24 protein-coding genes are annotated in these 22,228 nt (G+C 71.4%); 7 read left to right on the top strand and 17 right to left on the bottom strand.

Features of this window, described 5'->3' with window-relative positions; all coding sequences use genetic code 11:
* Nucleotides 1-34: 34 nt before the first annotated feature.
* Both BLW76_RS47735 and BLW76_RS14755 read left to right on the top strand, forming a co-directional pair.
* Entirely contained in the window at nt 35-235 is a 201-nt protein-coding gene (locus BLW76_RS47735) for a hypothetical protein (RefSeq protein ID WP_143060631.1), read from the top strand.
* Nucleotides 232-1,353 carry a hypothetical protein gene (locus tag BLW76_RS14755; RefSeq protein ID WP_091307365.1) on the top strand — a complete coding sequence of 374 codons (1,122 nt, stop codon included), beginning with the start codon at nt 232-234 and terminating at the stop codon, nt 1,351-1,353. The genes BLW76_RS47735 and BLW76_RS14755 overlap by 4 nt, the downstream gene beginning before the upstream one ends.
* Here the strand turns inward: BLW76_RS14755 and BLW76_RS14750 are convergent.
* Both BLW76_RS14750 and BLW76_RS14745 read right to left on the bottom strand, forming a co-directional pair.
* On the bottom strand, nt 1,331-2,221 hold the full coding sequence (locus tag BLW76_RS14750; protein WP_091319405.1) for a transketolase family protein: 891 nt from the start codon (nt 2,219-2,221) through the stop codon (nt 1,331-1,333). The two genes, BLW76_RS14755 and BLW76_RS14750, sit on opposite strands and share 23 nt — an antisense overlap.
* Before the next feature lie 5 nt (nt 2,222-2,226).
* On the bottom strand, nt 2,227-2,919 hold the full coding sequence (locus BLW76_RS14745) for a thiamine pyrophosphate-dependent enzyme (RefSeq protein ID WP_091307362.1): 693 nt from the start codon (nt 2,917-2,919) through the stop codon (nt 2,227-2,229).
* 52 nt (nt 2,920-2,971) lie between these two features.
* Here BLW76_RS14745 and soxR point away from each other — a divergent pair, with 52 nt between their 5' ends.
* The gene (gene soxR, locus BLW76_RS14740) at nt 2,972-3,433 is read left to right on the top strand and encodes a redox-sensitive transcriptional activator SoxR (protein WP_043783125.1); all 462 of its coding nucleotides are present in this window, start codon (nt 2,972-2,974) and stop codon (nt 3,431-3,433) included.
* Nucleotides 3,434-3,467: 34 nt separating this feature from the next.
* On the top strand, nt 3,468-4,001 hold the full coding sequence (locus BLW76_RS14735) for an RNA 2'-phosphotransferase (RefSeq protein ID WP_167384607.1): 534 nt from the start codon (nt 3,468-3,470) through the stop codon (nt 3,999-4,001).
* 290 nt (nt 4,002-4,291) lie between these two features.
* Here BLW76_RS14735 and BLW76_RS14730 read toward each other — a convergent pair whose 3' ends face one another.
* The gene (locus tag BLW76_RS14730; protein WP_091307359.1) at nt 4,292-4,885 is read right to left on the bottom strand and encodes a TetR/AcrR family transcriptional regulator; all 594 of its coding nucleotides are present in this window, start codon (nt 4,883-4,885) and stop codon (nt 4,292-4,294) included.
* Between the two features lie 206 nt (nt 4,886-5,091).
* Here BLW76_RS14730 and BLW76_RS14725 point away from each other — a divergent pair, with 206 nt between their 5' ends.
* Nucleotides 5,092-7,266 carry an MMPL family transporter gene (locus BLW76_RS14725; RefSeq protein WP_091307357.1) on the top strand — a complete coding sequence of 725 codons (2,175 nt, stop codon included), beginning with the start codon at nt 5,092-5,094 and terminating at the stop codon, nt 7,264-7,266.
* Nucleotides 7,267-7,315: 49 nt separating this feature from the next.
* Here the strand turns inward: BLW76_RS14725 and BLW76_RS48505 are convergent, their stop codons facing one another.
* From BLW76_RS48505 to hisD, 4 genes are read right to left on the bottom strand one after another with little or no spacing between them, the layout of a single operon-like run.
* Nucleotides 7,316-7,474: a hypothetical protein gene (locus tag BLW76_RS48505; RefSeq protein WP_167384606.1), complete on the bottom strand. Its 159-nt coding sequence runs from the start codon at nt 7,472-7,474 to the stop codon at nt 7,316-7,318.
* Nucleotides 7,471-8,070 carry an imidazoleglycerol-phosphate dehydratase HisB gene (hisB, locus tag BLW76_RS14720; protein ID WP_091307355.1) on the bottom strand — a complete coding sequence of 200 codons (600 nt, stop codon included), beginning with the start codon at nt 8,068-8,070 and terminating at the stop codon, nt 7,471-7,473. The genes BLW76_RS48505 and hisB overlap by 4 nt, the downstream gene beginning before the upstream one ends.
* Nucleotides 8,067-9,167: a histidinol-phosphate transaminase gene (locus BLW76_RS14715; protein WP_091307353.1), complete on the bottom strand. Its 1,101-nt coding sequence runs from the start codon at nt 9,165-9,167 to the stop codon at nt 8,067-8,069. The genes hisB and BLW76_RS14715 overlap by 4 nt, the downstream gene beginning before the upstream one ends.
* Nucleotides 9,164-10,489 carry a histidinol dehydrogenase gene (hisD, locus tag BLW76_RS14710; protein WP_091319402.1) on the bottom strand — a complete coding sequence of 442 codons (1,326 nt, stop codon included), beginning with the start codon at nt 10,487-10,489 and terminating at the stop codon, nt 9,164-9,166. The genes BLW76_RS14715 and hisD overlap by 4 nt, the downstream gene beginning before the upstream one ends.
* A gap of 84 nt (nt 10,490-10,573) precedes the next feature.
* Between hisD and BLW76_RS14705 the strand changes: the two genes are divergently transcribed.
* Nucleotides 10,574-11,368 carry a carbon-nitrogen hydrolase family protein gene (locus BLW76_RS14705; protein ID WP_091307351.1) on the top strand — a complete coding sequence of 265 codons (795 nt, stop codon included), beginning with the start codon at nt 10,574-10,576 and terminating at the stop codon, nt 11,366-11,368.
* 81 nt (nt 11,369-11,449) lie between these two features.
* Here BLW76_RS14705 and BLW76_RS14700 read toward each other — a convergent pair whose 3' ends face one another.
* The 3 genes from BLW76_RS14700 to eccB are packed head-to-tail and all read right to left on the bottom strand — an operon-like array spanning nt 11,450 to nt 14,204.
* A complete protein-coding gene (locus BLW76_RS14700; RefSeq protein ID WP_091307348.1) occupies nt 11,450-12,079 on the bottom strand; it encodes a response regulator in 630 nt (209 codons plus the stop codon).
* Nucleotides 12,076-12,771 (bottom strand): response regulator transcription factor, encoded by a 696-nt coding sequence (locus BLW76_RS14695; RefSeq protein WP_244170168.1) that lies wholly within the window; start codon nt 12,769-12,771, stop codon nt 12,076-12,078. The genes BLW76_RS14700 and BLW76_RS14695 overlap by 4 nt, the downstream gene beginning before the upstream one ends.
* 11 nt (nt 12,772-12,782) lie before the next feature.
* Nucleotides 12,783-14,204, bottom strand: a complete 1,422-nt coding sequence (gene eccB / locus BLW76_RS14690) for a type VII secretion protein EccB (RefSeq protein ID WP_091307344.1) — start codon at nt 14,202-14,204, stop codon at nt 12,783-12,785.
* A 141-nt stretch (nt 14,205-14,345) separates the two neighbouring features.
* Between eccB and BLW76_RS14685 the strand changes: the two genes are divergently transcribed.
* Nucleotides 14,346-15,386 carry a type VII secretion protein EccE gene (locus BLW76_RS14685; protein ID WP_091307341.1) on the top strand — a complete coding sequence of 347 codons (1,041 nt, stop codon included), beginning with the start codon at nt 14,346-14,348 and terminating at the stop codon, nt 15,384-15,386.
* A 2-nt stretch (nt 15,387-15,388) separates the two neighbouring features.
* On the opposite strand, the gene xynC is transcribed toward BLW76_RS14685, so the two are convergent.
* From xynC to BLW76_RS14650, 7 genes are all read right to left on the bottom strand, one after another.
* Entirely contained in the window at nt 15,389-16,657 is a 1,269-nt protein-coding gene (gene xynC, locus BLW76_RS14680) for a glucuronoarabinoxylan endo-1,4-beta-xylanase XynC (RefSeq protein WP_091307340.1), read from the bottom strand.
* A gap of 122 nt (nt 16,658-16,779) precedes the next feature.
* Entirely contained in the window at nt 16,780-18,150 is a 1,371-nt protein-coding gene (gene eccD / locus BLW76_RS14675) for a type VII secretion integral membrane protein EccD (protein ID WP_091307337.1), read from the bottom strand.
* Nucleotides 18,150-18,470 (bottom strand): YbaB/EbfC family nucleoid-associated protein, encoded by a 321-nt coding sequence (locus BLW76_RS14670; RefSeq protein WP_004558471.1) that lies wholly within the window; start codon nt 18,468-18,470, stop codon nt 18,150-18,152. Before BLW76_RS14670 ends, eccD begins: the two co-directional genes overlap by 1 nt.
* A complete protein-coding gene (locus BLW76_RS14665; RefSeq protein WP_208613293.1) occupies nt 18,467-18,937 on the bottom strand; it encodes a hypothetical protein in 471 nt (156 codons plus the stop codon). The genes BLW76_RS14670 and BLW76_RS14665 overlap by 4 nt, the downstream gene beginning before the upstream one ends.
* Nucleotides 18,937-20,292, bottom strand: coding sequence for a WXG100 family type VII secretion target (locus BLW76_RS14660; RefSeq protein ID WP_091307332.1), 1,356 nt, complete (start codon nt 20,290-20,292; stop codon nt 18,937-18,939). The genes BLW76_RS14665 and BLW76_RS14660 overlap by 1 nt, the downstream gene beginning before the upstream one ends.
* 3 nt (nt 20,293-20,295) lie before the next feature.
* Nucleotides 20,296-21,315 carry a WXG100 family type VII secretion target gene (locus BLW76_RS14655; protein ID WP_091307330.1) on the bottom strand — a complete coding sequence of 340 codons (1,020 nt, stop codon included), beginning with the start codon at nt 21,313-21,315 and terminating at the stop codon, nt 20,296-20,298.
* A 30-nt stretch (nt 21,316-21,345) separates the two neighbouring features.
* Nucleotides 21,346-22,116 (bottom strand): WXG100 family type VII secretion target, encoded by a 771-nt coding sequence (locus tag BLW76_RS14650; protein ID WP_091307327.1) that lies wholly within the window; start codon nt 22,114-22,116, stop codon nt 21,346-21,348.
* Nucleotides 22,117-22,228 lie beyond the last annotated feature (112 nt).

The raw sequence follows: 22,228 nt of genomic DNA, 5'->3' as shown, positions 1-22,228 counted from the left end.
ACATGGTCGGATCCTGGAGGGCGGGGTGAGGCGGATGCGCAGACTTCGGCTCATCTTCGGTCTCGCCGCGCTCAGTTCAGACAAGTCCCCTGTGCATCTGCCGGGGCAAGGCGAGGACGGCGGGCAGGGTCGCTGCCCCAAGCACCCGCGCGAGTACCTGGTCAAGGAGCCCGACGGCTTCTTCTGCGAAAAGTATGGACATTACGTCGCCAAAGAAGACCGTCTCCTGCCATGACGACACCGTCGCTGACCGATGTCGCGCTCAACGCGGGCGCCCGGATCGGACGATACTTCAGCCTCGTGAGCCTCCTGCCCGCACTGTTCCTCGCAGCTTGGAGCGTCGTCCTCGTCGCCAGCGGGGCGTGGTCGGGCGAGCCGGATCCGAAGAAGCTGGCCGATGCGCTCACCACAGTTAGCTTCAGCGGTTACGCCTGGATCTTGCTGGCGACTGTGACCTTTGCGCTGTTCCTGCACCCTCTGCAGCTCGGAATGACCCGCTTGCTCGAAGGCTATTGGGGAAGCTCGCGGGTTGCCACGGTTCTGCTACGCGTGCGCATCACGCATTACCGCAAAAAACGAGCCCGGCTCAACGCCCGCCGAAAGCGGCTCGACCGGCAACGTGAACGCGTGCTGCGGAAAATCCTCGTGCGCAATTACCGGACCGGACTCGCTACCGACCCTGATACGGTCAAAGATCCCGCCACCATGGAAGACTCCGAGTTCCGCAAGGAGCTCCTGAAGCTGCTCCCCGACAAGAGAGCACACGCCGCAAGCGGGGCACACGCTGCGTTGGAGTCGATCCCGCACCAGCTCGAACGCTACCCGGCCAGCCGCCGGATGATGCCCACCCGGCTGGGCAACGCGCTACGATCCGCCGAAGACCGGATCGGCACGCAGTACGGACTGGACGCCATCCGCGCTGCGCCGCACATCGCCCTTGTCGCTCCGGAACTGCACTTGAGTTATCTGCAGGACACCCGGCAACAGATGGATACCTCGATCCGGCTCTGCGTTGTCGCTTTGCTCGCCACCGTGGAATCGGCGGCAGCGCTGCTGACCGACCGCTGGTGGCTCCTCGCCACGATCGCTCCGTACCTGCTCGCGTGGATCGCCTACCGCGCGGCCGTTGCAGCGGCCGACCAATACATGGCCACAGTGGGCACAGTGCTCGACCTCAACCGCTTCAGGCTCTACGAAAGCCTCCACGTGAAGCTTCCCTGGGACACTGAAGAAGAACGCGATAACAACCTCAAACTGATGCACTTGATTGCCGGAAGCGACGTGAATCTGCGTTACGAACACCCGGGTGCCGACACCGGCAGTACCGCTCCTACTCCCCCAAGAACTCCCTGATCGACAACCCCAGCGACCCGGCGTCCAAGCCGTGCGCCAGATCGTGGTCCGCGATCCCCCCGTACATCCTCACCTCCGCATCCCGCCGCACCCCCAGCGACCGCAGCCGGTGCGGTACGTCCGAAAGTGCCTCCGCCACCCACGCCGCCGACGTCCCCGCCAGGTACGGCTCCACCAGCACCACCGAAGGCGCGGCCGAAAGCACCGCCGACCGCAGGCCGGCCGCGTCGAACGGGCGGATCGTCGACGCGTACAGCACCGTCACGTCCAGGCCCGCCGTCGCCCGCAGTACGCGGTCCAGCACCGGGCCCACCGCCGCCACGACGCCGCGAGACCCCTGGCGCACGCGGGTGAAGCCCACTCCCAGGTGCGGGGAAGCGTTTTCCTGCGCCGAAAGCCGCAGGTAGACGCGGTCGTCGCCGGGGATCGACTCCAGCAGGTGGCGCTCGGCCTCCGCCGGGTGGCCCGGTACGTGGACCGTCCAGCCCGGCAGGGAATCGATCAGCGCGACGTCGCCCGGGGACTGGTGCGTGCGCCCCGCCGTCGACATGTCGTACGACGCTCCCCACGACACCAGCACCCCGCCGGTCTCCTGGTGCGAGAAGTCCAGCTTGATCTGCTCGAAGGCTCGCTCGACCAGGAACGACGGGAACGTGTGCACGATCGGCCGCAGGCCCGCGAGCGCCAGCCCGGCGCCCGTGCTGACCAGCAGCTGCTCGCGGATCCCGACGTTGATCACCCGGTCCGGGTGCCGCCGCGCGACGTCGGCGAGCTGTGCCGCCGAGATGTCGGCCAGCACGACCGCGACGTCCGGGTCGGCGTCGACGATCCGTTCGGTGGCGGCGAGGAAGGTTTCCCGCATCGGCAGCATGGTCACTCCTTGGGTTCGACGACGGCGACCACGGCCAGCGGCCGCCCGGGGTGGGGTGCGGTGAAGGCGTCGTACAGCGCGTCGTGGTCGCGGCCGGACACCGTGCGCGTCTCCCAGCCTTCGACGGCGAAGCGGCGGGCGATGCCGTCCGGCCAGCCGCGCGTCGACGACTGGTTGTCGATCACCACGGTGGTCAGGTTTTCCAGGCCTTCGCGCGCCGCGACGACGATCGCCTCGTGGTTCGAGCCCTCGTCCAGCTCGGCGTCACCGACGAGCGTCACGACCTTCGCGTCCGTCAGGCCGCGGGCACGCAGGCCGAGCGCGGTGCCGAACGCGATCGGCAGGCCGTGACCGAGCGAACCGCTGGATATTTCGACGCCCGGGACGCGCCGCCGGTCGGGGTGGTAGCCCAGCCGCGACACCGCGTCGCCCCACGTCGCCAGTTCCGCTTCGGCGATGAACCCCTTCGCGGTGAGCACCGCGTAGTACGCCATCGGCCCGTGCCCTTTGGACAGCAGGAAACGGTCGCGGCCGGGCTCGCGGAAGTTCGCGGGCGTGACGTCGAGCACGCGGTCGTAGAGCACCCACAGGACGTCCAATGTGGACTCCGCGGCGCCGTGGTGCTTTTCGTCGCCGGTCATCAAGGAGATCAGCCGGGGCAGGTCGGCGTAGCCCCGTTCGGTCATCGTGGTCATGAACCGACGATGCAACCTCGACTAAACTCGAAGTCAAGGATAGCCTGACCTGGTGACCAGGCTCGCTGAACATCTCAGCATCGGACAGGTGGCGGAACGCAGCGGGGTTCCGCACACGGCACTGCGGTTCTACGAGGAGAAGGGGCTGATCAGTTCGGAGCGCTCGGCGGGCAACCAGCGCCGCTACGCGCGTTCGGTGCTGCGCCGGATCGCGTTCATCCGCGCCGCGCAACGGGTCGGGCTCTCGCTCGAGGACATCAGTTCGGCCTTGGCGACACTGCCGGCGGACCACGCCCCGACGAAGGCGGACTGGGCGCGCCTGTCCCGCGACTGGCAGCACGAGCTCGACGCGCGGATCGACGCCCTGCAACGGCTTCGCGACCGGCTCACCGGCTGCGTCGGCTGCGGGTGCCTGTCCCTGCGCAGCTGCGCGCTGTACAACAACGACGACGAGCTGGCCCGCTTCGGGCCGGGCGCGAGCAAACTGCGTCCCGCGGTCGAAGGCGGCATCTAAACCGGTTGCGCGCGGGGAGGATGCTGGGGAGGCAATGAACGAAAAAGAACTGATCCGCCTTTCGAAGCGGATGTCGCGGCACCTGCGCCACGATCCCGCCGCCCTCGGCCTGACCCTCGCCCCCGGCGGCTGGGTGGCGGTCGACACCCTCGTGCGCGCGCTGTCGATCACCCGCGCGGAACTCGACGAAGTCGTCGAGAAGAACAACAAGCGCCGGTTCGCGTACGACGAAACGGGCACGCGCATCCGCGCGAGCCAGGGCCACAGCGTCACGGTCGAGCTGGGCCTGCCGGACGCACCCCCACCGGACGTGCTGTACCACGGCACGGTGGCGAAGTACCTCGACGCGATCTTCCGCGAGGGCCTGCGCCCGATGAACCGCCACGCGGTCCACCTGTCGGCAACACCGGACACGGCCCGGACGGTCGGCGCCCGCCGCGGAAAGCCGGTGATCCTCCGCATCGACGCGGCGGCGATGTCGGCGGCGGGCCACGCGTTCCAGGTGAGCGCCAACGGAGTCTGGCTGACCGCCGCGGTTCCCCCGGAGTACTTGTCGCACACCGGCTGAGCCGCACCGGAAGGGTCGGCTCGCGCACCCCGGACGGACGACACGCGTATCTCGATGGACGACACGCGTACCCGGACGGACGACACCCGAACCGACCCTTCCGGCGCGCGTGTCGTCCACCCCGGTACGCGAGTCGTCCACCCCGGTACGCGAGTCGTCCGCTCCGGTACACGCGACTCGCGTGATTGGGGCCGGAACTCGCGTGATTGGGGGCGCGACTCGCGTGATCAAAGCCGGAACTCGCGTGATCACGGGCGGAACTCGCGTGTTTGGGGAGTCGACTCGCGTGATCAGAGGGACGACACGGGGGTGAGGGTTCGGCGGCGGGGGCGGCCGAGGAGGCGGCGGCCGACGTCGAGGAGTTCCGTGCGCAGTTCCTCGTCGCCCAGGCCGGCCAGTTCCGGGGAGCCGCCTGCCATGGCTATGCCCGTCAGGGCGACCAGGGCGTTGACGCGGGCCGTCGTGTCCGGGTCGGGGCCGGAGAAGATGCCGAGGAGTGCCTGGCCGAAGCCCTCCGTGCCGCCGTGGGCCGACTTCTCGATCGCGCGGGCGATGCCCGGGTCGCTGGAAAACAGGGCCACCAGCGCGCGGTGGCGGATCACCAGGTCGACGAACCCCTCCAGCAACAGGTCCACCTGCACGCCGCGGCGCTTCTGGGCCGCCGCGCGGCGGACCAGGTCGTCCAGGTCGCGCACGCCCGGCTCGGCCACCGCCTCGGTGATCTCCGCCTTCGTCTTGAAGTGGTAGTACACCGCCGCCTTCGTGATCCCGAGCGCGTCGGCGATCATCTGCAGCGACGTGCCCTCGACCCCGTGTTCGGTGAACAGGCGCAGCGCGGTCTGCAGCAGTCGGGTCCGGGTGTCCTCGGCCGGGCCGGCGGTCATTCTTCCTCCTCAGCGAGCCGTCGGAGCCTACGTCACGCCTTGTCGATCGGCAAACCGCCTTACTAGCCGAACGGCTAGGGATAAACCTTGCTGTTCGGCAAGTCACATACTTGCCGATCGGCTTGGAGTCTCACTTGCCGATCGGCTAGCTTGGAAACGACCCTGTGGAGTGAACCGACCCCGTTCGGGCGAAACGGAGCTGACTCGTGGCGACCTTCCTGTACCGGCTCGGCCGGTTTTCCTTCCGGCGCAGAGCGCTGGTCGCGGCCGTCTGGGCGGCGGTCCTGGTGGCGCTGGGCCTCGGCGCGCTGACGCTCTCGGGCCAGCTGTCGAACTCGGTGACGATCCCCGGTACCGAGTCGCAGCGGGCGATCGACCAGCTCACCGAGAAGTTTCCGCAGGCCAACGCGGGTGGCGCCACCGCGCGCGTGGTCATCGAGGCCCCGGCCGGGACCACGGTGACCGACGCCAAGGGCAAGGCCGCCGTCGAAGCGCTCGTCGGGCAGCTGAAGACGGCGCCGAAGGTCGCGGCCGTGGTCGACCCGTTCCAGGCGCAGTCGATCTCACCCGATCGGCGCGTCGCGCTCGCCCAGGTCAGTTACGGAGCGAAAGCGTACGAACTGACCGACGAAGACCGTCAGGCGCTGCTGGACACCGCGAACGCCGGCCGCGCGGCCGGGTTCACCATCGAGTTCGGCGGTGACGCCGTCCAGGGCGTGCCCGCGACCGGCGCCACCGAGGGCCTCGGCGTCGCGGTGGCCGCCGTCGTGCTGGTCATCACGTTCGGTTCGCTGCTGGCCGCCGGCATCCCGCTGCTCACCGCGCTGATCGGCGTCGGCACCGGGATGGCGGGCATCTTCTTCGCCTCCGGGTTCCTCGAGCTGAACTCGAACACGCCGGTCCTGGCACTGATGATCGGCCTGGCCGTCGGCATCGACTACGCGCTGTTCATCGTGTCGCGCTACCGCCACGAGCTGGGTCTCGGCCGCGACCCCGAGGAAGCCGCCGGCCGCGCCGCGGGCACGGCCGGGTCCGCCGTGGTCTTCGCCGGGCTGACCGTCATCATCGCGCTGGCCGGCCTCACCGTGATCGGCATCCCGTTCCTCGGCCAGATGGGCGTCGCCGCCGCCGTCACCGTCGCGATCGCCGTGCTCATCGCCCTGACGCTGCTGCCCGCGATCCTCGGCTTCGCCGGGTCCCGGGTCGCCGGCGGCCGCGTCCGGCTGCGCCGCAAGCCGGTCGAAACGACGCACGGCGAGCGCTGGGCGCGGTTCGTCGGCCGCCACCGGATCCCGGTGCTGCTGGTTGCGCTGGCCGGGATGGCCGTCGTCGCGCTGCCCGCCCTGAGCATGCAACTCGGCCTGCCCAACGACAGCACCGCGGCGCCGGAGTCGACGCAGCGCAAGGCGTACGAGATCGCCAGCCGCAGCTTCGGCGAGGGGTCCAACGGCCCGCTGCTGGTCGTCGTCGACGTCTCCGGCAGCGCCAACCGCCAGGCCGCACTGGGCCAGGCCGCGGCCGACATCCAGAAGCTGCCGGACGTCGCCGCCGTCACCCCGCCGCGGCTCAACCAGGCCGGCGACACGGCGTTGCTCACGGTGATCCCGAAGAGCGGCCCGAGCAGCGCGCAGACCGAGGACCTGGTCGCCGCGATCCGCACCGAATCCGGCCACCTGGACGCGAAGCTGTCCGTCACCGGCCAGACCGCGGCTAACATCGACGTCTCCGAGAAGCTGTCGGACGCGATGCTGCCGTACCTGGCGCTCATCGTCGGGCTGGCGTTCGTGCTGCTGATGCTGGTGTTCCGCTCGGTGGTGGTGCCGCTGAAGGCGACGATCGGCTTCCTCGGCTCGGTCGCGGCGACGTTCGGCGCGGTGGTCGCGGTGTTCCAGTGGGGCTGGCTGACCGGCCTGCTCGGCGTCGAATCCACCGGCCCGATCATGAGCATGCTGCCGATCCTGCTGATCGGCGTGCTGTTCGGGCTGGCGATGGACTACCAGGTGTTCCTGGTGACGCGGATGCGCGAGGAGCACGTCCACGGCGCCGAGCCGCAGGAGGCGATGGTGACGGGCTTCCGCCACGGCGCCCGCGTGGTGGTCGCGGCGGCGCTGATCATGATCAGCGTGTTCGCCGGCTTCGTCCTCGCCGAGTCCTCGCTGATCCAGTCGATCGGCTTCGCGCTGGCGTTCGGCGTGCTGGTGGACGCGTTCGTGGTCCGCATGACGCTGGTCCCGGCGGTGATGTCCCTGCTCGGCCGCGGCGCGTGGTGGCTGCCGAAGTGGCTGGACCGGATCCTGCCGGACGTCGACGTCGAGGGCGAGAAGCTCACGAAGCACCTCGACGAACCCGAGGACCGGGAACTGGTCGGCGCGAGCCGCTAGCGAACACGGAAAAGGCCCCCTCCCGCAGGAGGGGGCCTTTTCCGTTTGCTCAGCTCGAGAACCAGAAGATCGCGCCGCCGATGGCGAGCAGCGCCGCGATGCCCAGCACCACCGCCATGAACTTGGCCGTCTTCCAGGTCGAATAGACGCCGCCCACCAGGAAACCGCCCAGGGCGAGCAGCAGGACGCCGACGACTCCGTTGCTCACAGGACGCCCTTCGTCGAGGGGATGCCGCCCGCGCGCGGGTCCGGCTCCGTGGCCGCCCGCAGCGCCCGCGCCACCGCCTTGTACTCCGCCTCCGCGATGTGGTGCGGGTCGCGGCCGTGGATCACCCGCACGTGCAACGCGATCTGGGCGTGGAACGCCAGCGAGTCGAACACGTGCCGGGTCAGCACGAACGGGTAGTTGCCGCCGATCGTGAAGGTGTTGAACTGCTCCGGCTCGCCCACGTGGACGCAGTACGGGCGGCCGGAGACGTCGATCGCCGCGTGGGCCAGCGTCTCGTCCATCGGGATCCAGGCGTCGCCGAAGCGGCGGATGCCGCTCTTGTCGCCCAGGGCCTGGCGGATCGCCTGGCCCAGCACGATCGCCGTGTCCTCGACCGTGTGGTGGGCGTCGATGTGGACGTCGCCGGTGGCCTCGACCTTGAGGTCGAGCGAGCCGTGGACGCCGAACGCCGTCAGCATGTGGTCGTAGAACGGGACGCCGGTCGAGATCTCGACCTCGCCCGTGCCGTCCAGGTCCAGCTGGACGGTGATCGAGGACTCCTTGGTGGTCCGTTCGACCTTGCCGATGCGGGTCATCGCGAGACTTCCTTACTCGCCTCGAGGAAGGCGTCGTTCTCTTCCGGGGTGCCGATGCTCACGCGCAGGTGACCCGGGATGCCCGGGTCGCGGATCAGCACCCCGCGGTCCAAATAGGACTTCCAAGTCGCGTGCGGGTCTGAAAAGAGTCCGAAGAGGACGAAGTTCGAGTCGCTCGGCACCGGGTCGTAGCCCAGGCCCGCCAGCGCTTCCACGACGCGGTCGCGTTCGGCCGCCAGCTTGTGCACGCTGGCCAAGGTGGCGTCCGCGTGCCGCAGCGCCGCCCGCGCGGCCGCCTGCGTCAGCCGCGAAAGGTGGTACGGCAGGCGCACCAGCTGCAGCGCGTCGACCACCGCCGGGGCCGCCGCCAGGTAGCCGAGCCGGCCGCCGGCGAAGGCGAATGCCTTGCTCATCGTGCGCGAGACGATCAGCGACGACGGGTAGTCCGCCAGCAGCGAGACCGCGCTCGGCTGCGACGAGAACTCCGCGTACGCCTCGTCGACGACCACCACGCCGGTGGCCGCGTCGAGCACCGAGCGCAGCTCGTCGAGCGGGATCGACCCACCCGTCGGGTTGTTCGGGCTGGTCACGAACACGATGTCCGGCCGCTTCGCGCGAACAAGAGCGGCCGCCGCGGCCGTGTCCAGGCTGAAGTCGTCGCGGCGCGGCGCCGGGACCCACTCGGTGCGGGTGCCCGACGCGATGATCGGGTGCATCGAGTACGACGGCTCGAAGCCGAGCGCACTGCGCCCGGGCCCGCCGAACGCCTGCAGGATCTGCTGCAGGACCTCGTTGGACCCGTTGGCGGCCCAGACGTTCGCCTCCGACAGCACCACCCGTGTCGACACGCTCAGGTAGTCGGCCAGGTCCTGCCGCAGCGCCACCGCGTCCCGGTCGGGATAGCGGTGCAGCTCGGCCGCCTCGAGCCGGACCGCCTCCGCGACGTCCGCGACCAGCGCGGGCGGCGGCGGGTACGGGTTCTCGTTCGTGTTGAGCCGGACCGGGACGTCCAGCTGCGGCGCGCCGTACGGCGACTTGCCGCGCAGGTCGTCCCGCAGCGGCAGCTGGTCGAGGGTGACCTCTTCGCCGATCGTCATCGGACCGCACCTCCGAAGCGCGCGGTGACGGCCTCGCCGTGCGCGGGCAGGTCCTCGGCGTCGGCCAGCGCGACGACGCGGCCGGCGACCTCGCGCAGCGCCTCCTCGCTGTAGTCCACGACGTGGATGCCCTTGAGGAAGCTCTGCACGGACAGGCCCGAGGAGTGCCGGGCGTACCCGGCGGTGGGCAGCACGTGGTTGGACCCGGCGCAGTAGTCGCCGAGCGACACCGGGGCGTACGCGCCGACGAAGATCGCGCCCGCGTTGCGGACCCGGGCCGCCACCGCGCGCGCGTCCGCCGTCTGGATCTCCAGGTGCTCGGCGGCGTACGCGTCGACGACGCGCAGCCCTTCGTCCACTGTGGACACCAGAATGATCCCGGATTGCTTGCCGGACAGGGCTTCGGCGACCCGCGAACTGTGCTTCGTCGCGGCGACGCGGCCGGTCAGCTCCCGGTCGACGGCGTCGGCCAGCTCGGGCGACGTCGTGACCAGCACGCTCGCGGCCAGCGGGTCGTGCTCGGCCTGGCTGATCAGGTCGGCGGCGACGTGCACCGGGTCGGCCGTCTCGTCGGCGAGGATGGCGATCTCGGTGGGCCCGGCTTCGGCGTCGATGCCGATCAGGCCGCGCAGCAGCCGCTTCGCCGCGGTGAGGTAGATGTTGCCCGGTCCGGTGACGGTGTCGACCGGGGCGAGCTCGGCGCCGTCGGTGTCCGTGCCGCCGTACGCCAGCAGCGCGACGGCCTGCGCGCCGCCGGCCGCCCACACCTCCTCGACGCCGAGCAGCTCGGCCGCGGCCAGGATCGTCGGGTGCGGCAGCCCGCCGAACGCGGCCTGCGGCGGCGAGCAGACGACCAGCGAGCCGACGCCGGCGATCTGCGCCGGGACGACGTTCATCACCACGGTCGACGGGTACACGGCCAGCCCGCCCGGGGCGTAGAGGCCCACGCGCTCGACCGGCACCCACTTCTCGGTGACCGTGCCGCCCTCGACCACGGTGGTCGTGACGTCGGTGCGGCGCTGTTCGGCGTGCACCTTCCGGGTGCGGGCGATCGACTCCTCCAGCGCCGCGCGCACCGCCGGGTCGAGCTCCGCCAGCGCCTGCGTCAACGCGGCCCGCGGCACCCGCACGGACGCGGGACGCACCTTGTCGAACTTCTCGTTGTAGTCGAGGACGGCTTCGACACCGCGGTCACGGACCGCCTCGACCACCGGGCGCACGTGATGCAGCGCCGCGTCCACGTCGTATTCGGCGCGCGGGAGCGTGGCGCGCAGTTCGGCGGTGGTCGGGACCTGCCCGCGCAGGTCGGTGCGGTTCAACATGACCACCAGGGTACGAGGTCACGCCCAGCGCCTTTTCAGCGATACTCCCCCGTGAAGGCCGATCCCAGCATGCAGGAGGCAGCGGTGGCGCGAATCGCGTTGTGCCAGGTCAACTCGGGTGACGATCCGGAGGCGAACCTGAAGCTCGTTCGCGAAGGCGTCGAAGCAGCGGTCGCGGACGGCGCGCGGATCGTCGTGTTCCCGGAAGCGGCCATGGCGCGGTTCGGGCGGCCCTTGGAGCCGGTCGCGGAGCCACTGGACGGCCCGTGGGCGTCGGCCGTGGCCGCGGTGGCGGCCGAGCACGACGTGGTCGTCGTCGCCGGCATGTTCACCCCGGCGGACGACGGGCGGGTCCGCAACACGCTCCTGATCACCGGCGGCGGCCACCACCGCGGCTACGACAAGATCCACCTCTACGACGCGTTCGGGTTCGCCGAGTCGGACACGGTGGCGCCGGGCACCGCGCCGATGACGTTCGAACTCGACGGCGTCGTCTTCGGCGTCGCGACCTGTTACGACGTGCGGTTCCCGGAGCTGTTCCGCGCGCTGGCCGACGACGGCGCCGACGTCGTGCTGCTGCCGGCGTCGTGGGGCGCCGGCGAGGGCAAGCGCGAGCAGTGGGAGGTCCTGGTCCGGGCGCGGGCGCTGGACTCGGGCTGCTGGGTGCTGGCGTGCGGCCAGGCCGACCCCGCGGCGACGGGCGTCACGGTCAACCCGAACGCGCCGACGGGGATCGGGTATTCGCTGGTCGCGGACGGGTTCGGCCGGGTGGTCGCCGCCGCGGGCGCGGGCACGGAAACGCTCCTGGTCGACGTGGATCCGGCGGTGTCGGCCAAGGCCCGCGCGGCGACGGGGGCCCTGGCCAACCGCCGCCTCTGAACCGCAAAGCGGCACTTTCACGTGAAAGTGCCCTGGAGTGCGCGCTCCGGGGCACTTTTACGTGAAAGTGCCCTACAGGCGCTAGCGGAGGAGGCCTTCGCGGATGGCGACGCGCACGAAGCCCGCGCGTCGCCGTTCGCCGGTCTTGTCGCGGATGCGGTCGAGGTACGACCGGACCGTGCGGACGCTGATGTTGAGGATCTCCGCGACGTCGACGTCCCGCTCCCCCGCCGCCACCAGGCGGAGCACCTGCTTTTCCCGCTCCGACAACACGATCTTCGGACCCGCGTGCCGCTCTTCGCTGTCCTGGATGATCATCCCGGCCAGCGTCGGCGACACGTACGCGTTGTCGTCGGCGATCGTGCGGATCGCGCGCAGCAGCTCGTCGCCGTCGACGTCCTTGGACAGGAAGCCCTTCGCGCCCGCCTGCATCGCGCCGAGCACCTCCGGCTGTTCCGCGTGCGCGGACACCACCAGCACCTTGTGCCCCATCTGCCCCACTTCCAGGACCGCGGCCGCGTCCTGGACACCGCGCAGCTTGAGGTCGAGGACGACGACGCTGCCCGCCGGCTGGTCCTGCACCGCGAACCGGGCCACCGAGTCCGCCACGGCGCCGAGCTCGATGTCCGGCGCCTCGGTCAGCACGCGGGTCAGCGCGTACCGGTAGAGCGGGTGGTCCTCGATCACGCCGACGGCGATGCGCCCGCTCATTTGCGGCCGCCGCGCCGCGGGCCGGCCTCACCGATCAGGCCGCGCCGGATGGCCTCCTTGACCAGGCCCGGCCGCCGCCGCTCGCCCGTCTTGTCGCGGATGCGGTCCAGGTAGCCGCGGACCGTCCGGACGCCGATGCCGAGGATCAGCGCGATGTCGACGTCCCGCTCCCCGGCCGCCACCAGCCGCAGCACCTGTTCCTCGCGCGGGGACAGCTCGGCGTCGGCCGACACGGCGGGCCGGTCGGCGTTGTCCTTCATGATCATCCCGGCGACCACCGCCGAGACGTACGCGCCGCCGCCGGCGACCGTCTTGATCGCGATCAGCAGCTCGTCGGCGTCGACGTCCTTGGACAGGAACCCGCGCGCCCCGGCCGCGATCGCGCCGAGCACGACCTCCGGTTCCGCCTGTGCGGAGACCACGAGCACGTGGTGCCCGAGCTCGCACACCTCCAGCACGGCCGCCGCCCCCGCGACGCCCGGCAGGCCCAGGTCGAGCAGGACCACGCTGCCCGGCGGCTGCCGGTGCACGTGGAACCGGGCGACCGAATCGACGACCGCGCCCAGCTCGACGAAGTCGGCTTCGGCCAGTACGCGTTCGACGGAGACGCGGTACAGCGGGTGGTCTTCGATGACCGCGACCCGGACCCGCCCCTGGCCCAGTTCACCCTCGGTCGGACGCTCTTCTGTCATGTGCACGACTTTCACCCCGTTCCACCCGACGGAGCCGGCCGTCCGGCCGTGGCCGGGTCCAGCGCGGGGCCCGTCGGCACCAATGCCAGCAAACTACCTGCGACCGGTGGTGCGGCCACGCCTCCATAGCCGAGCGAGGCCAAGGCCTGCGCGTTCACCACCGGGTACTTCCGGCCCGTGTCGGTCACGAGGTACGTGGTGACCGAACCGGCTTCGACGACGACGGCTCCCCCCGAGGGAGGCACGAACACCTCGTCCGCCACCCTTGCTTCGGTCCGGGTGGCGACCTGGATTGCTTGGGCGCCAACGGGAAGCGGAAATTCGGCCGAAACGAGCAACCGGCTGCCCTGAACGCACAGCGCCGCGGAGTTCCCGGTGATCGGCGCCTTGCCGGGAATGCGGTCCGGGTAGGCGGCCGGGTCGGCACCGCCGGCCCGCGGCGCGCCGGCCTTCGCGACCGCGGCGACGTCGGCGGCGCGCACGTCGACCGGCTTCGGCGTCCCCTCGTAGGCGGACGCGTTCGCCTCGGTGGTGACGAGCAGGCTCGCTTCGGTCTGCCCGACCGGCTCCAGGCCGTCCCGGCGGACCAGGTAGTAGGACGTGGCGCTGCCCGGCGCGGCCATCGCGTCGACGACGGCGAGGACTTCGCCGACGCGGGTGCCGCGGCCGCCCACCGCGGGTCCCGGGTCGCCGGCGCCGTCGACCGGCAGCGCGGTGAGGTCGCGGCCGGCCGGGACGGTGTCGAGCCACCGCGAGGACACGGCGATCGTCGGGTAGCTGTCGAACTGCAGCGCGGTCGCGGCTTCGTCGCTCAGCTTGTGACGTCGGCCGCCGGCGAGCAGGAAGCGTTCCCCCTGCGGCAGCCGCACGATCACGCCCTGGTCGCGTGGCAGCTCGACACCGGAGGCGGGCGCGGCCAGCAGGACGGCGGTGCGCGGCTCGGCCGACGCGGGCGCGTCCTGGGTGGTCCGGCTGCAGCTCGTCCACGGCGTGGTCCCGAGCGCGGTCTTCAGCGGCAGCGAATCGGGGGCGCCGGGGATGCCGATCGGGGTCCCGCGCCCCGCCTTGCCGAGGTTCGACGGCGACACGGTCACGGTGGCGTCGCCGGTGCCGCCGGCCAGCAGCCGCGCGGACGCGTAGTTGAGCACCGGGTGCAGCACCCCGTCGGCCCCGAGCACGAACCGCGCGCCGGTGCCTTCTTCGACGATGACTTTGCCGCCGGCCAGCCAGTCCTTGCCGCCGGAGGGGTTCAGCAGCCCGATGATGCCGAAGACGGCGGTCACCAGCAGGGCGGCCACGACGCCGAGGACGGTGCCCAGCACGAGCCGCCGGCTCGGCGAAACGGGATGGTTGGCGTCGGCGGCGACGAGCGCGGAAACGAGCCTGCGGCGGAGGAACTGGTACGCCTGGATCTGGTCCCGCTGCGTCCACACGCTGCTGTGCCCCCGGATGTGTGCGTCATCCTCCCGAGCAGCCGATGCTAGGCACCGGACCGGGGCGCGGCGAGGGTAATTTTTACGCCCACGCGGTATCCGGGCAGCCAGTAGCGTCGAAGGCCGGGGAAAGGGGAGCCCGTGTCCGTCGATACCGCCGTCCGCCCGGCACCGTCCCGGCCCGCGCCCGCACCGCTGCCGTGGCTGCTGCCGATCCGCCCGCTGCAGGCCGCGCTGTGGGAGCTCGCCGCGATCGCGGTGCTGCTCGCGTGGCTCGTCGACGGCGTCGCGCAGCCGGCGCGGATCGGCGTGAGCGTGGCCGCGGGGCTGGTGGTGCTGCTGACGTCGGCGCGGTTCGCGGGCCGTCATCTGGCGGGCTGGGCCCTGACGTGGACGGGCTACCGGTTGCGCCGCCACGACACGCGCCGCGACAACCCGGACCCGCTGTTCCGCGTGGCCGGACCGGTGAAGGTACGCCAGCACGTCGACCGGGCGGGAAACCGCTTCGGCGTCGCGGAGGTCGACGGCGGCTGGAGTGCACTGGTCCGCCTGACGCCGGGACCGGGCGCACCGGAGCCCCTGGTGGACGCCCTGCACGCGGCGTACGGGCGCACGGACATCCCCCTGGCATCGGCCCAGTTGCTGACCTGGGCCATCCCCCGCGCCGACCAGGTACTCAAGGTGCGTTGGCTGGCAGTCCGCTACCGGCCGGACCAGGCCCCCACCGCAGCACTGGCCCGCGGCGGCGGCGACCTGGGAGCCCTCCGGAGCACGGCGTCGGCGGCGCTGAGCCTGATGGGAGCACTGGCCGAAGCGGGCTACCAGAGCACGGTCCTGGAGGCCGGCGAGCTGGCCAAGGAACTCCGGGTGGCGCTGGGCGTCCAGGGGCCGGCTTCGGGACCTCCGGATCGCTGGAAGTCGTGGACGTGGGGCCAGTCGGCCCAGGCCTGCTTCCGCCCCCGCTCACCGCGGGTACTGGACATGGCAGTCCCGGGAGCAGCATTCACGGCAACGTCGTACACGCTGACGAAAACGGCCGCCGGCAGGGAGAAGGCGGAGGTGACGGTTCGGGTGGGGGCGCGGGCAGGTGCTCCGGTGCCCGCGCCCCCCGCGATGATCCCGCTGCACGGCCGCCACGAGGCGGGGGTGCGCCGCACCCTCCCCCTCGCCCTGGACGGCTGACCTCAGTTCACGACGAACGTCCGGATGCTGCGCGCCGGCAGCTGGGCGTTGAAAGCCCCATTGGAAATGGTGATGCCGGTGGCGGGCGCGAGATTCGCGCTCTGGTTGGTCAACCAGGTCTGAGCGGTCCCCGAACCGGTGTCCCGGATCGTAACGGAAAGATCGACCACCGACGTGTTCTTGTTGATGGCGACGATGACAACCCGAGCCCCGCTCTTGAACGCCGAAACATAGACATTCGACTGCGGATTCGCGGTAGCGGTGATGCGCTGGTACCCAGGCCGGACCCACTTCGCGAAGTGCGCCATACAAGCGCCCCGCTTGCTGATCTGCCCGTCCTCCCGCATCGGCCCGTACGACCGGCGGATGTACCACCAGACGTACGTCTGGAACCGGCCGTCGACCAACGCGCGGTGGACGTGCTCACCGACGTCGAGCGCCTGCGGCCACAGGTCGGCCGAATCGGTGCTGTTGGGGTAGTACACCTCCGTCATCCACAGCTCCTTGCCGGCGCCCTTCTGCTGGAAGAGCGGGTAGGGCAGGTTCGAGAACGACGTGCCGTAGAGGTGCGCGCCGATGATGTCCACATTGGCCAGTGCGACGGGATCGTTGAGGATCGGGTCGGACATGTTCTTGCGGTACTGGAACGACTCGGGCGCGATGACCCGGGTGGTGAGCGAGCCGGCGTTCTCGCGCAGGAACTTGACGATTTCGGCGGCGGTCCACGCCGTCCAGTCGTGCGCGTAGTCCGGCTCGTTCTGCACCGAGATCCCGTACAGGTTCACGCCGTTGTTCTTCATGAACGCGGTGAAGTCGTTCAGGTGCTGCGCATAAGCCCCATAGGACCCGTACTTCAGCCGCTTGCCACCGGAGAAGCTCTCGGTCATCGAGGCGGGCGGGTTCCACGGCGAGGCCATGACCTTGGCTCCGAGCTCACTCGCCCGCTTCGCCGTGGCGACCTCGCGGCTCCAGTTGTTGCGGTCTTCGTGGACGGGGATGCGCAGCACGGTGAACCCGAGCTGGTTCGTGCCGTTGCCGAACGCCGTCTCGCGCTGGGCGGCGGTGAGGTCGCTGATCCAGACGGTGTGGTTCATCCCGCCGAAGCCGAGGATCGTCTGCTGCACGTTCGACGGCTCGACGACCACCGCCGCGGCCGCCGCGGCCGGGGTCGCGGTCGCCGCCAGCGCCACCGGCAGGGCGGCGCCTGCCGCCAGCACGGTGCGCCGGCGCACGAGCGGCGAACTTTCGGACTGCTCTGGACGTGCTGACATGGCATCTCCCTGGAAAGTCGGCCGGCAACCACCTGGGAGCGCTCCCGAAACAGTCCTAACAGTGCCCGCGCGGCACCGTCAATGAAAGGTTCAGTCGAATGTGTCGACCGCCGGGAGAAGGCTCAGCCGCGCACGGCCTCGTACACCCCGGCGATCATCGCCACCACCGGCACCAGGGACAGCAGCACCAGGAACTCCGTCACGTCCAGCAGCCGCGACCAGTAGGGCGAACGCAGTCCGCGCGCCACCCGCGTCGCGTACACCAGGCAGACCACCGCCGCCAGCACCACCGCGCACCCGGCCGCGAACACCGCCGTGCGGTTGCCCGAGGCCACCAGCCACACCCCCGCGCACACCAGCGCCGGGACGCCGAAACCCACCAGGACCAGCCGTTGTGCCCGGCCCGCGTACGACCGCGACCGCAGGATCCACGCCAGGCCCAGCAAACCGGCCAGCCCGGCTTCCCACGGACCCCCGGACGCGAGCACCATCGAACCCGCCAGCACCACCAGGCCGAGCGCCACCAGCAGTCCCGTGAGGACCGCCTGGGCCCGGGACGTCCGGCCGATCATCTCCGTGCCCAGCGACGGCTGCTCGTCCGCGCGGAACGCCGCCATGTCGTCCGGCACGCGCGGCAGCGGCAGGCGGGCCAGGCGCAGCGCCAGCATCGGCGCCACCGCCGCCAGGGCCGTGCACACCACCGCGACCACCGCCGCGGCGGACACCGCGGAGACGCCGCCCAGCAGCACGACCCCGGACGTCACCGCGCCGAAGCCCGCCGCGCCGGTGATCGCCACGAACCACGGGAGCCGGTCCGCCACCGAGACCGCCGCCAGCACGCCGTACACCGTCACCGCCGCCAAGCCCGCGGCCAGCGGGCCCGCCGACAGCGAGAACAGCGGATGCGGGGGCAGCACCGACATCCCGGCCAGCAGCGCCACGCCGACGCCGGCCAGGGAACCCGCCGCGCCCGCCTCGGCGTCGCCGTACGCCCGGCTCAACGCGCCGCCGCCGAGCAGCAGCACCAACGCCAGCAACCCCGTCCCGATCGGCGCCAGGACGCTGCCCGACGCCGCCGCCTGCACCAGCAGGCCGCCCGCCAGGAGCAGCACCACCGCGGCGACCAGGCCGGACCGCCGGGCGACCGACGGGCCCCAGCCGCCGTCGGCGTCCGCCACACTCGCGATCGAGTCGACGACGTCGTCGAACAGCAGCGGACCCCGCGGGCGCTCCCGCGGGGTCAGGTGCAGCACTTCGCCGTCCCGGATCTGGGCCGCCGCCACGCTCAGGCCCAGTGCCAGTGGTGCGCCACCCAGCCGCGAAAGGACCCAGCCGGGGTGCTCGGCCGACGCCTGGCCGGACGCTCCGGCCAGCCGCACGAGCTGCGGGACCAGCTCCGCGAACGTCGACTGCTGCGGCAGGGCGACGTCGACGCGGGCCCGCGGCGTGACCACCGTGACCCGGCGCGTCGTCCCGGTCAGAGAAGCCGTCATCAGACGTCTTTCGCGGCCGCGATGACCGGGGCGAACTTGGCGGAACTGGCTTCGGCCAGCTTCTGCAGCCCGGCGTTCACCGCTTCCAGGACGATCTCCGACAGGTTGCGCGCGTCGTACTCGCGGATCGCGCGGGGGTCGATGTCGATCGAGGTGAACCGGCCGTCGCCGCGGAGGGTGACGGTGACCTCGTTCTGCCGCGAGTGCGCCTTGACCTCCATCGCCTCGACCGTGCGCTGGATCCGCTGGACCTCTTCGGTCTGCTTGCGCACCTGGGCGAGCAGCTCGTCCATGTCGGGCACCGCGTACGGATCGGTCACTGTTGTGTCCCTTCGTGCTGGCGGACGTGGACGCTCGCCACGAACCGCTGGAATCCGGGTGCGAGCCGCCGGGCGGTCGCGGGCGCGGCCGTGCAGGCGAGCTCCAGCACCAGCCGCTCCGCCGGCGTGGCGCCGGGGACCGTCAGGTGCACCTGGGTCTGGATCAGCTCGGTGCCTTCGCCGGTGCGCAGCCGCAGCAGCTGCATGACGCCCGGCGCGGCCGGCTCGCCGACGTCGCGGACGATCAGCACGTCGAGCCCGGCCAGCGTCCGCGAAAGGCGTTCGACGGCCTCAGCAGCGATGGCGTCGATCGTGGCGTCGTCCGGCCGCTGCTGCACGCTCACGGTGATGTTCGGGGTGAACTCGCCCGGTGCGGCGTCGTGCACGGCGACGAACACCGCGCCGGAGTCGCCCGGGTCGACGGCGGTCCAGCCGTCCGGGATCACGAAGTCGAGGGGAAGCGTCATCACAACCCCACGTACGCGACGGCGTCGTCCCACGCGGAGCCCACGGCGTCGGCCGCGTCCGACGCCGCGTGGCTGACGGCGTCGACGGCCGCGCCGCCGTACTCGCCGATCGTGTGGCCGAGCTTCGGCAGGTCGATGTCGATCTTCGCGCCGACGCCCAGGCCGAGGCCGAGCGCCGCGCCCGCCTTGAAGCTCACCTTGAGGTGCCCGGCGTCGTAGACGGCCTGGGCGTCGAGCTGCGCGCCGAGGCCGTACTGCAGGGTGCCGTTCGCGCCGACACCGATGCCCGCGACGTCCGCGGCGACCTCGCCTTCGACCTTCCCACCGACGAACGCGTTCGCGTGCGCGCCGACGCCGTGCGCGCCGATCGTGCCGGACGCGCTGACCTCGCCGCCGGCGAACACCGTGCCCTTGGCGTGGGCTTCGGCGACGCCCCACGCCTTCTTGGCTTCGGCTTCGCCGTGCAGCGCCGCGAGTTCCGCGTGCCCGGACGCGGACGCGTCCCAGCCCTTCGACGTGATCTTCCCGTCGTAGCCCGGCGACCAGCCGTCCTGCTCGTGCTGGAACTTGTAGTAGGTGATCTCGGTGTTGCGGGCGAGCTTTTCCTTGACGCCGTCGGGTTCCGGCTGCCCGAACGGCGTGTCGGCCTTCCTCGGCGCGCGGGTGCCTTCGAGGCCGTCCCAGGTGAGCTTCTTCCAGCCGGAGTTGCCGAACCACGAGGGCACGGTCCGCGGCCGCTTCCGGCCGTCCATCGGCTCGCCGTTGAGCCAGTGCAGGGGGCCGCGCGCCCACTTGCCGAGCTCGTGCTCGAGCCGGCCGACGCCTTCGGGCGGGAACAGCTCGGCGAGGGCGTCGGAGAACTCGTCGACCACCTGGCGGGCCGCCGCGCCACTCTGCTCGCCGAGCTGCCGCGCGGCCTGGATGAACGCCCCGACCGCGGCGGAGTTCACCGCGCGGGCCTGGGCGGTCAGCTGGGCGGCGTAGGAGTCGAACTGCGCGAGCACCGAGTCCACGGCGGCTTCCGCGGACTGCACGAGCCGCGCCGCCGCGGCGAGCCGCTTCGCCTGGTCGTCGAGTTTCGTGGCGGTGCCGGCGAGCTCCTTGCCGAGTTCGCCCGCCGCCGTCGCGAACGCGGTGTAGGCGTCGCCGTCCCAGTCCGCGTGCAGCGCCTTGGCGGACTCGTCGATTTCCCGCGCCTGGCCCGAAACGGCCGTTGCCCGGGTCGCGACTCGCTGCGACGCGGCGCTGAGCGCGCCGGGATCGCCGGTGACGCGGCGACGGCACTCGACGAGCACGCGCCGGTACCCGGACAGCACGGAGCTGACCACTCCCGACGCATCGACCGCCCCGCCCATCGGCTAGTTCTCCGCCGCGTCGTAGTCGACGTGCTGGCTGAAGTGCTTGCCGTTGTAGTCCATGCTGATGTCGAGGTCGAAGTCCTGACCGCCGGGAGCCTCCACAGTGGACTCGCCGGTGGTCAGGTTGGTGCGGATGACGACCTCGTCGGCGTGCCCGGCGGGGGCGGGCAGCGGCGCCGGAGCGGGTGCCGGGGCCGGGATCGAGGGCGGCGTTGCGGGATGGTCGATCGGGATCCAGCTGTTCGCGGCGCCGCCGCTGGAACCGCCGCCGGTGGCGAGCGCGGGCGGGGTGTAGTCAGTGAACGAGGGCTGCTGCGGGATCCCCTCACCGCCGGGGGTGGGATTTCTTGACGACGCAGCCTGCTGCCCCGACGGGCTCGCCACCGGCGGCGGGGTCTGCGGCGCCGTGACCGGGGTGCTCCCGATCGACGGCGACGTCGCGCTCGAGCTGCCGGAGGAGTGGTGGAAGAGCTTCTCGATCTGGCCGATGACCTGCGCGAGCGTGGTGACCTGCTGGGCGAGGTCCACCGCGCCGAGTGCCTTGAGCAGCGCGCCGATCGCGGTGATGAACGCCCGCAGCGACGCGCTCGTCGCGGTCGACAAAGCGACCGCCGCCCCGTAGGTCCACCAGTTCGACATCAGCGCGGCGACCGTGGGGTTCACCGCGGAGACGACCGCGCGGTAGGCCTCCTGCGCGGTCTTGATCAGCGTGCCGGAGACACCGAGCAGCTCGGCGCCCTTCTGGACGACGTTGATGATCTTCGTCAGCTGGTCGAGCGAGTCGTTGATCTTCTTCAGCGCCGACTCGCTCGCCGCGCCCGACCAGATCTTGCCGAGCTGGTCGGCGGCCTTGGTCAGTTCGTTGTACATCGAGAGGAACTGCTCGGCCTTGCGGACCAGGTCCACCACGTGCTTGGCGATCTGCTCCGGCTGCCCGGTGACGATCTGCGGCAGGATGGTGATCGGCCCGCCCGAGGACGCGGTCGCGTCCATCGCGCTGGAGTTCGGGAAAGTCAGCATCAATCCTCACAAAGATTCGAGGGCGGACGATCAGACGACGGACGCGGGCCGGTAGACGCTGACCTTCGCCAGCCCGCCGGTGCGGGCGTCGAGCAGCCCGTGGTTGTAGAGGCGGCCACCGTCGCCGGCGACGCCGATGACCGGCTGCCGGTCGGAGAACAGCAGCGGCTCGACGACCACGACGTCACCGCTGTGCACGCCGCCGGGCACGTCGGAGAACGTCCGCGCGGTGCCGGCGTAGACCTCGATCAGCCCGACGCGCGCCTGGTTGTCGGCGTCGCCGGCGAGCCAGTCGTTGAAGTCGGCGACGCCGTGGAAGCGGGTGTCGGTGATCGGGTGGTCGCCGAGCCTGCCCAGCCGCGCGTCCCCCAGGTAGCGCAGCACGTTCCCGACCGACGACGGCTCGCCGCGGGCGCCCGCGCTGTCGTTGATGGCCAGGGTGGCGAGCTCGGACGCGTGCGAGCTGCCCCAGATCGACGACGCGGTGCCGCCCGGTGCGTGCCCGCCGCCGTAGCCCGAAGCGACGTCCTGGTCGGCCGCCTGGTAGGCGTCGGCACTGGCCTTGACGAGCCCGTTGACCTGCTGCAGCAGCTGCAGCAGCGTGCGGACGGCGGTGATCTGGCTGGAGTGCAGGGCCGCGTTCGCGGCGGCGACCGCGCTGCCGAACGTCGCGAACGACATCGGCTGGACCACGAGCCGTTCGAGGTCGGCCACGGCGTTGATGCCGTGCGCGATGATGCCCCCGACGTTGCCCACGGCGGAGCGCATCGCCTCGGGCTCAGCCCGGTACTCGCCGGCCATGGCTCTCCTTCCGGGTGGCTTGCACGGCCCGAGCGTAAGTTCGGCCCCGGAAGCGGGCGGACGGCAAAAGTACCCACCGCGCGCGAGCGGCAAGTGGCCAAAATACCGGTCA

Origin of the sequence: Amycolatopsis tolypomycina (genome assembly GCF_900105945.1) — a bacterium.
Taxonomy (GTDB): domain Bacteria; phylum Actinomycetota; class Actinomycetes; order Mycobacteriales; family Pseudonocardiaceae; genus Amycolatopsis; species Amycolatopsis tolypomycina.
The sequence above is the reverse complement of the archived record's forward strand: the minus strand, read 5'-3'. Positions and strand labels throughout refer to the sequence as shown.

Excerpts from the sequence above, each read along its gene's own strand:
- BLW76_RS47735 (WP_143060631.1), top strand. The coding sequence starts at position 35 with ATGCGCAGACTTCGGCTCATCTTCGGTCTCGCCGCGCTCAGTTCAGAC.
- BLW76_RS14755 (WP_091307365.1), top strand. The coding sequence starts at position 232 with ATGACGACACCGTCGCTGACCGATGTCGCGCTCAACGCGGGCGCCCGG.
- BLW76_RS14745 (WP_091307362.1), bottom strand. The coding sequence starts at position 2,919 with ATGACCACGATGACCGAACGGGGCTACGCCGACCTGCCCCGGCTGATC.
- BLW76_RS14735 (WP_167384607.1), top strand. The coding sequence starts at position 3,468 with ATGAACGAAAAAGAACTGATCCGCCTTTCGAAGCGGATGTCGCGGCAC.
- BLW76_RS14730 (WP_091307359.1), bottom strand. The coding sequence starts at position 4,885 with ATGACCGCCGGCCCGGCCGAGGACACCCGGACCCGACTGCTGCAGACC.
- hisB (WP_091307355.1), bottom strand. The coding sequence starts at position 8,070 with ATGACCCGCATCGGCAAGGTCGAACGGACCACCAAGGAGTCCTCGATC.
- BLW76_RS14715 (WP_091307353.1), bottom strand. The coding sequence starts at position 9,167 with ATGACGATCGGCGAAGAGGTCACCCTCGACCAGCTGCCGCTGCGGGAC.
- hisD (WP_091319402.1), bottom strand. The coding sequence starts at position 10,489 with ATGTTGAACCGCACCGACCTGCGCGGGCAGGTCCCGACCACCGCCGAA.
- BLW76_RS14700 (WP_091307348.1), bottom strand. The coding sequence starts at position 12,079 with ATGAGCGGGCGCATCGCCGTCGGCGTGATCGAGGACCACCCGCTCTAC.
- BLW76_RS14695 (WP_244170168.1), bottom strand. The coding sequence starts at position 12,771 with ATGACAGAAGAGCGTCCGACCGAGGGTGAACTGGGCCAGGGGCGGGTC.
- xynC (WP_091307340.1), bottom strand. The coding sequence starts at position 16,657 with ATGTCAGCACGTCCAGAGCAGTCCGAAAGTTCGCCGCTCGTGCGCCGG.
- eccD (WP_091307337.1), bottom strand. The coding sequence starts at position 18,150 with ATGACGGCTTCTCTGACCGGGACGACGCGCCGGGTCACGGTGGTCACG.
- BLW76_RS14665 (WP_208613293.1), bottom strand. The coding sequence starts at position 18,937 with ATGACGCTTCCCCTCGACTTCGTGATCCCGGACGGCTGGACCGCCGTC.
- BLW76_RS14660 (WP_091307332.1), bottom strand. The coding sequence starts at position 20,292 with ATGGGCGGGGCGGTCGATGCGTCGGGAGTGGTCAGCTCCGTGCTGTCC.
- BLW76_RS14655 (WP_091307330.1), bottom strand. The coding sequence starts at position 21,315 with ATGCTGACTTTCCCGAACTCCAGCGCGATGGACGCGACCGCGTCCTCG.
- BLW76_RS14650 (WP_091307327.1), bottom strand. The coding sequence starts at position 22,116 with ATGGCCGGCGAGTACCGGGCTGAGCCCGAGGCGATGCGCTCCGCCGTG.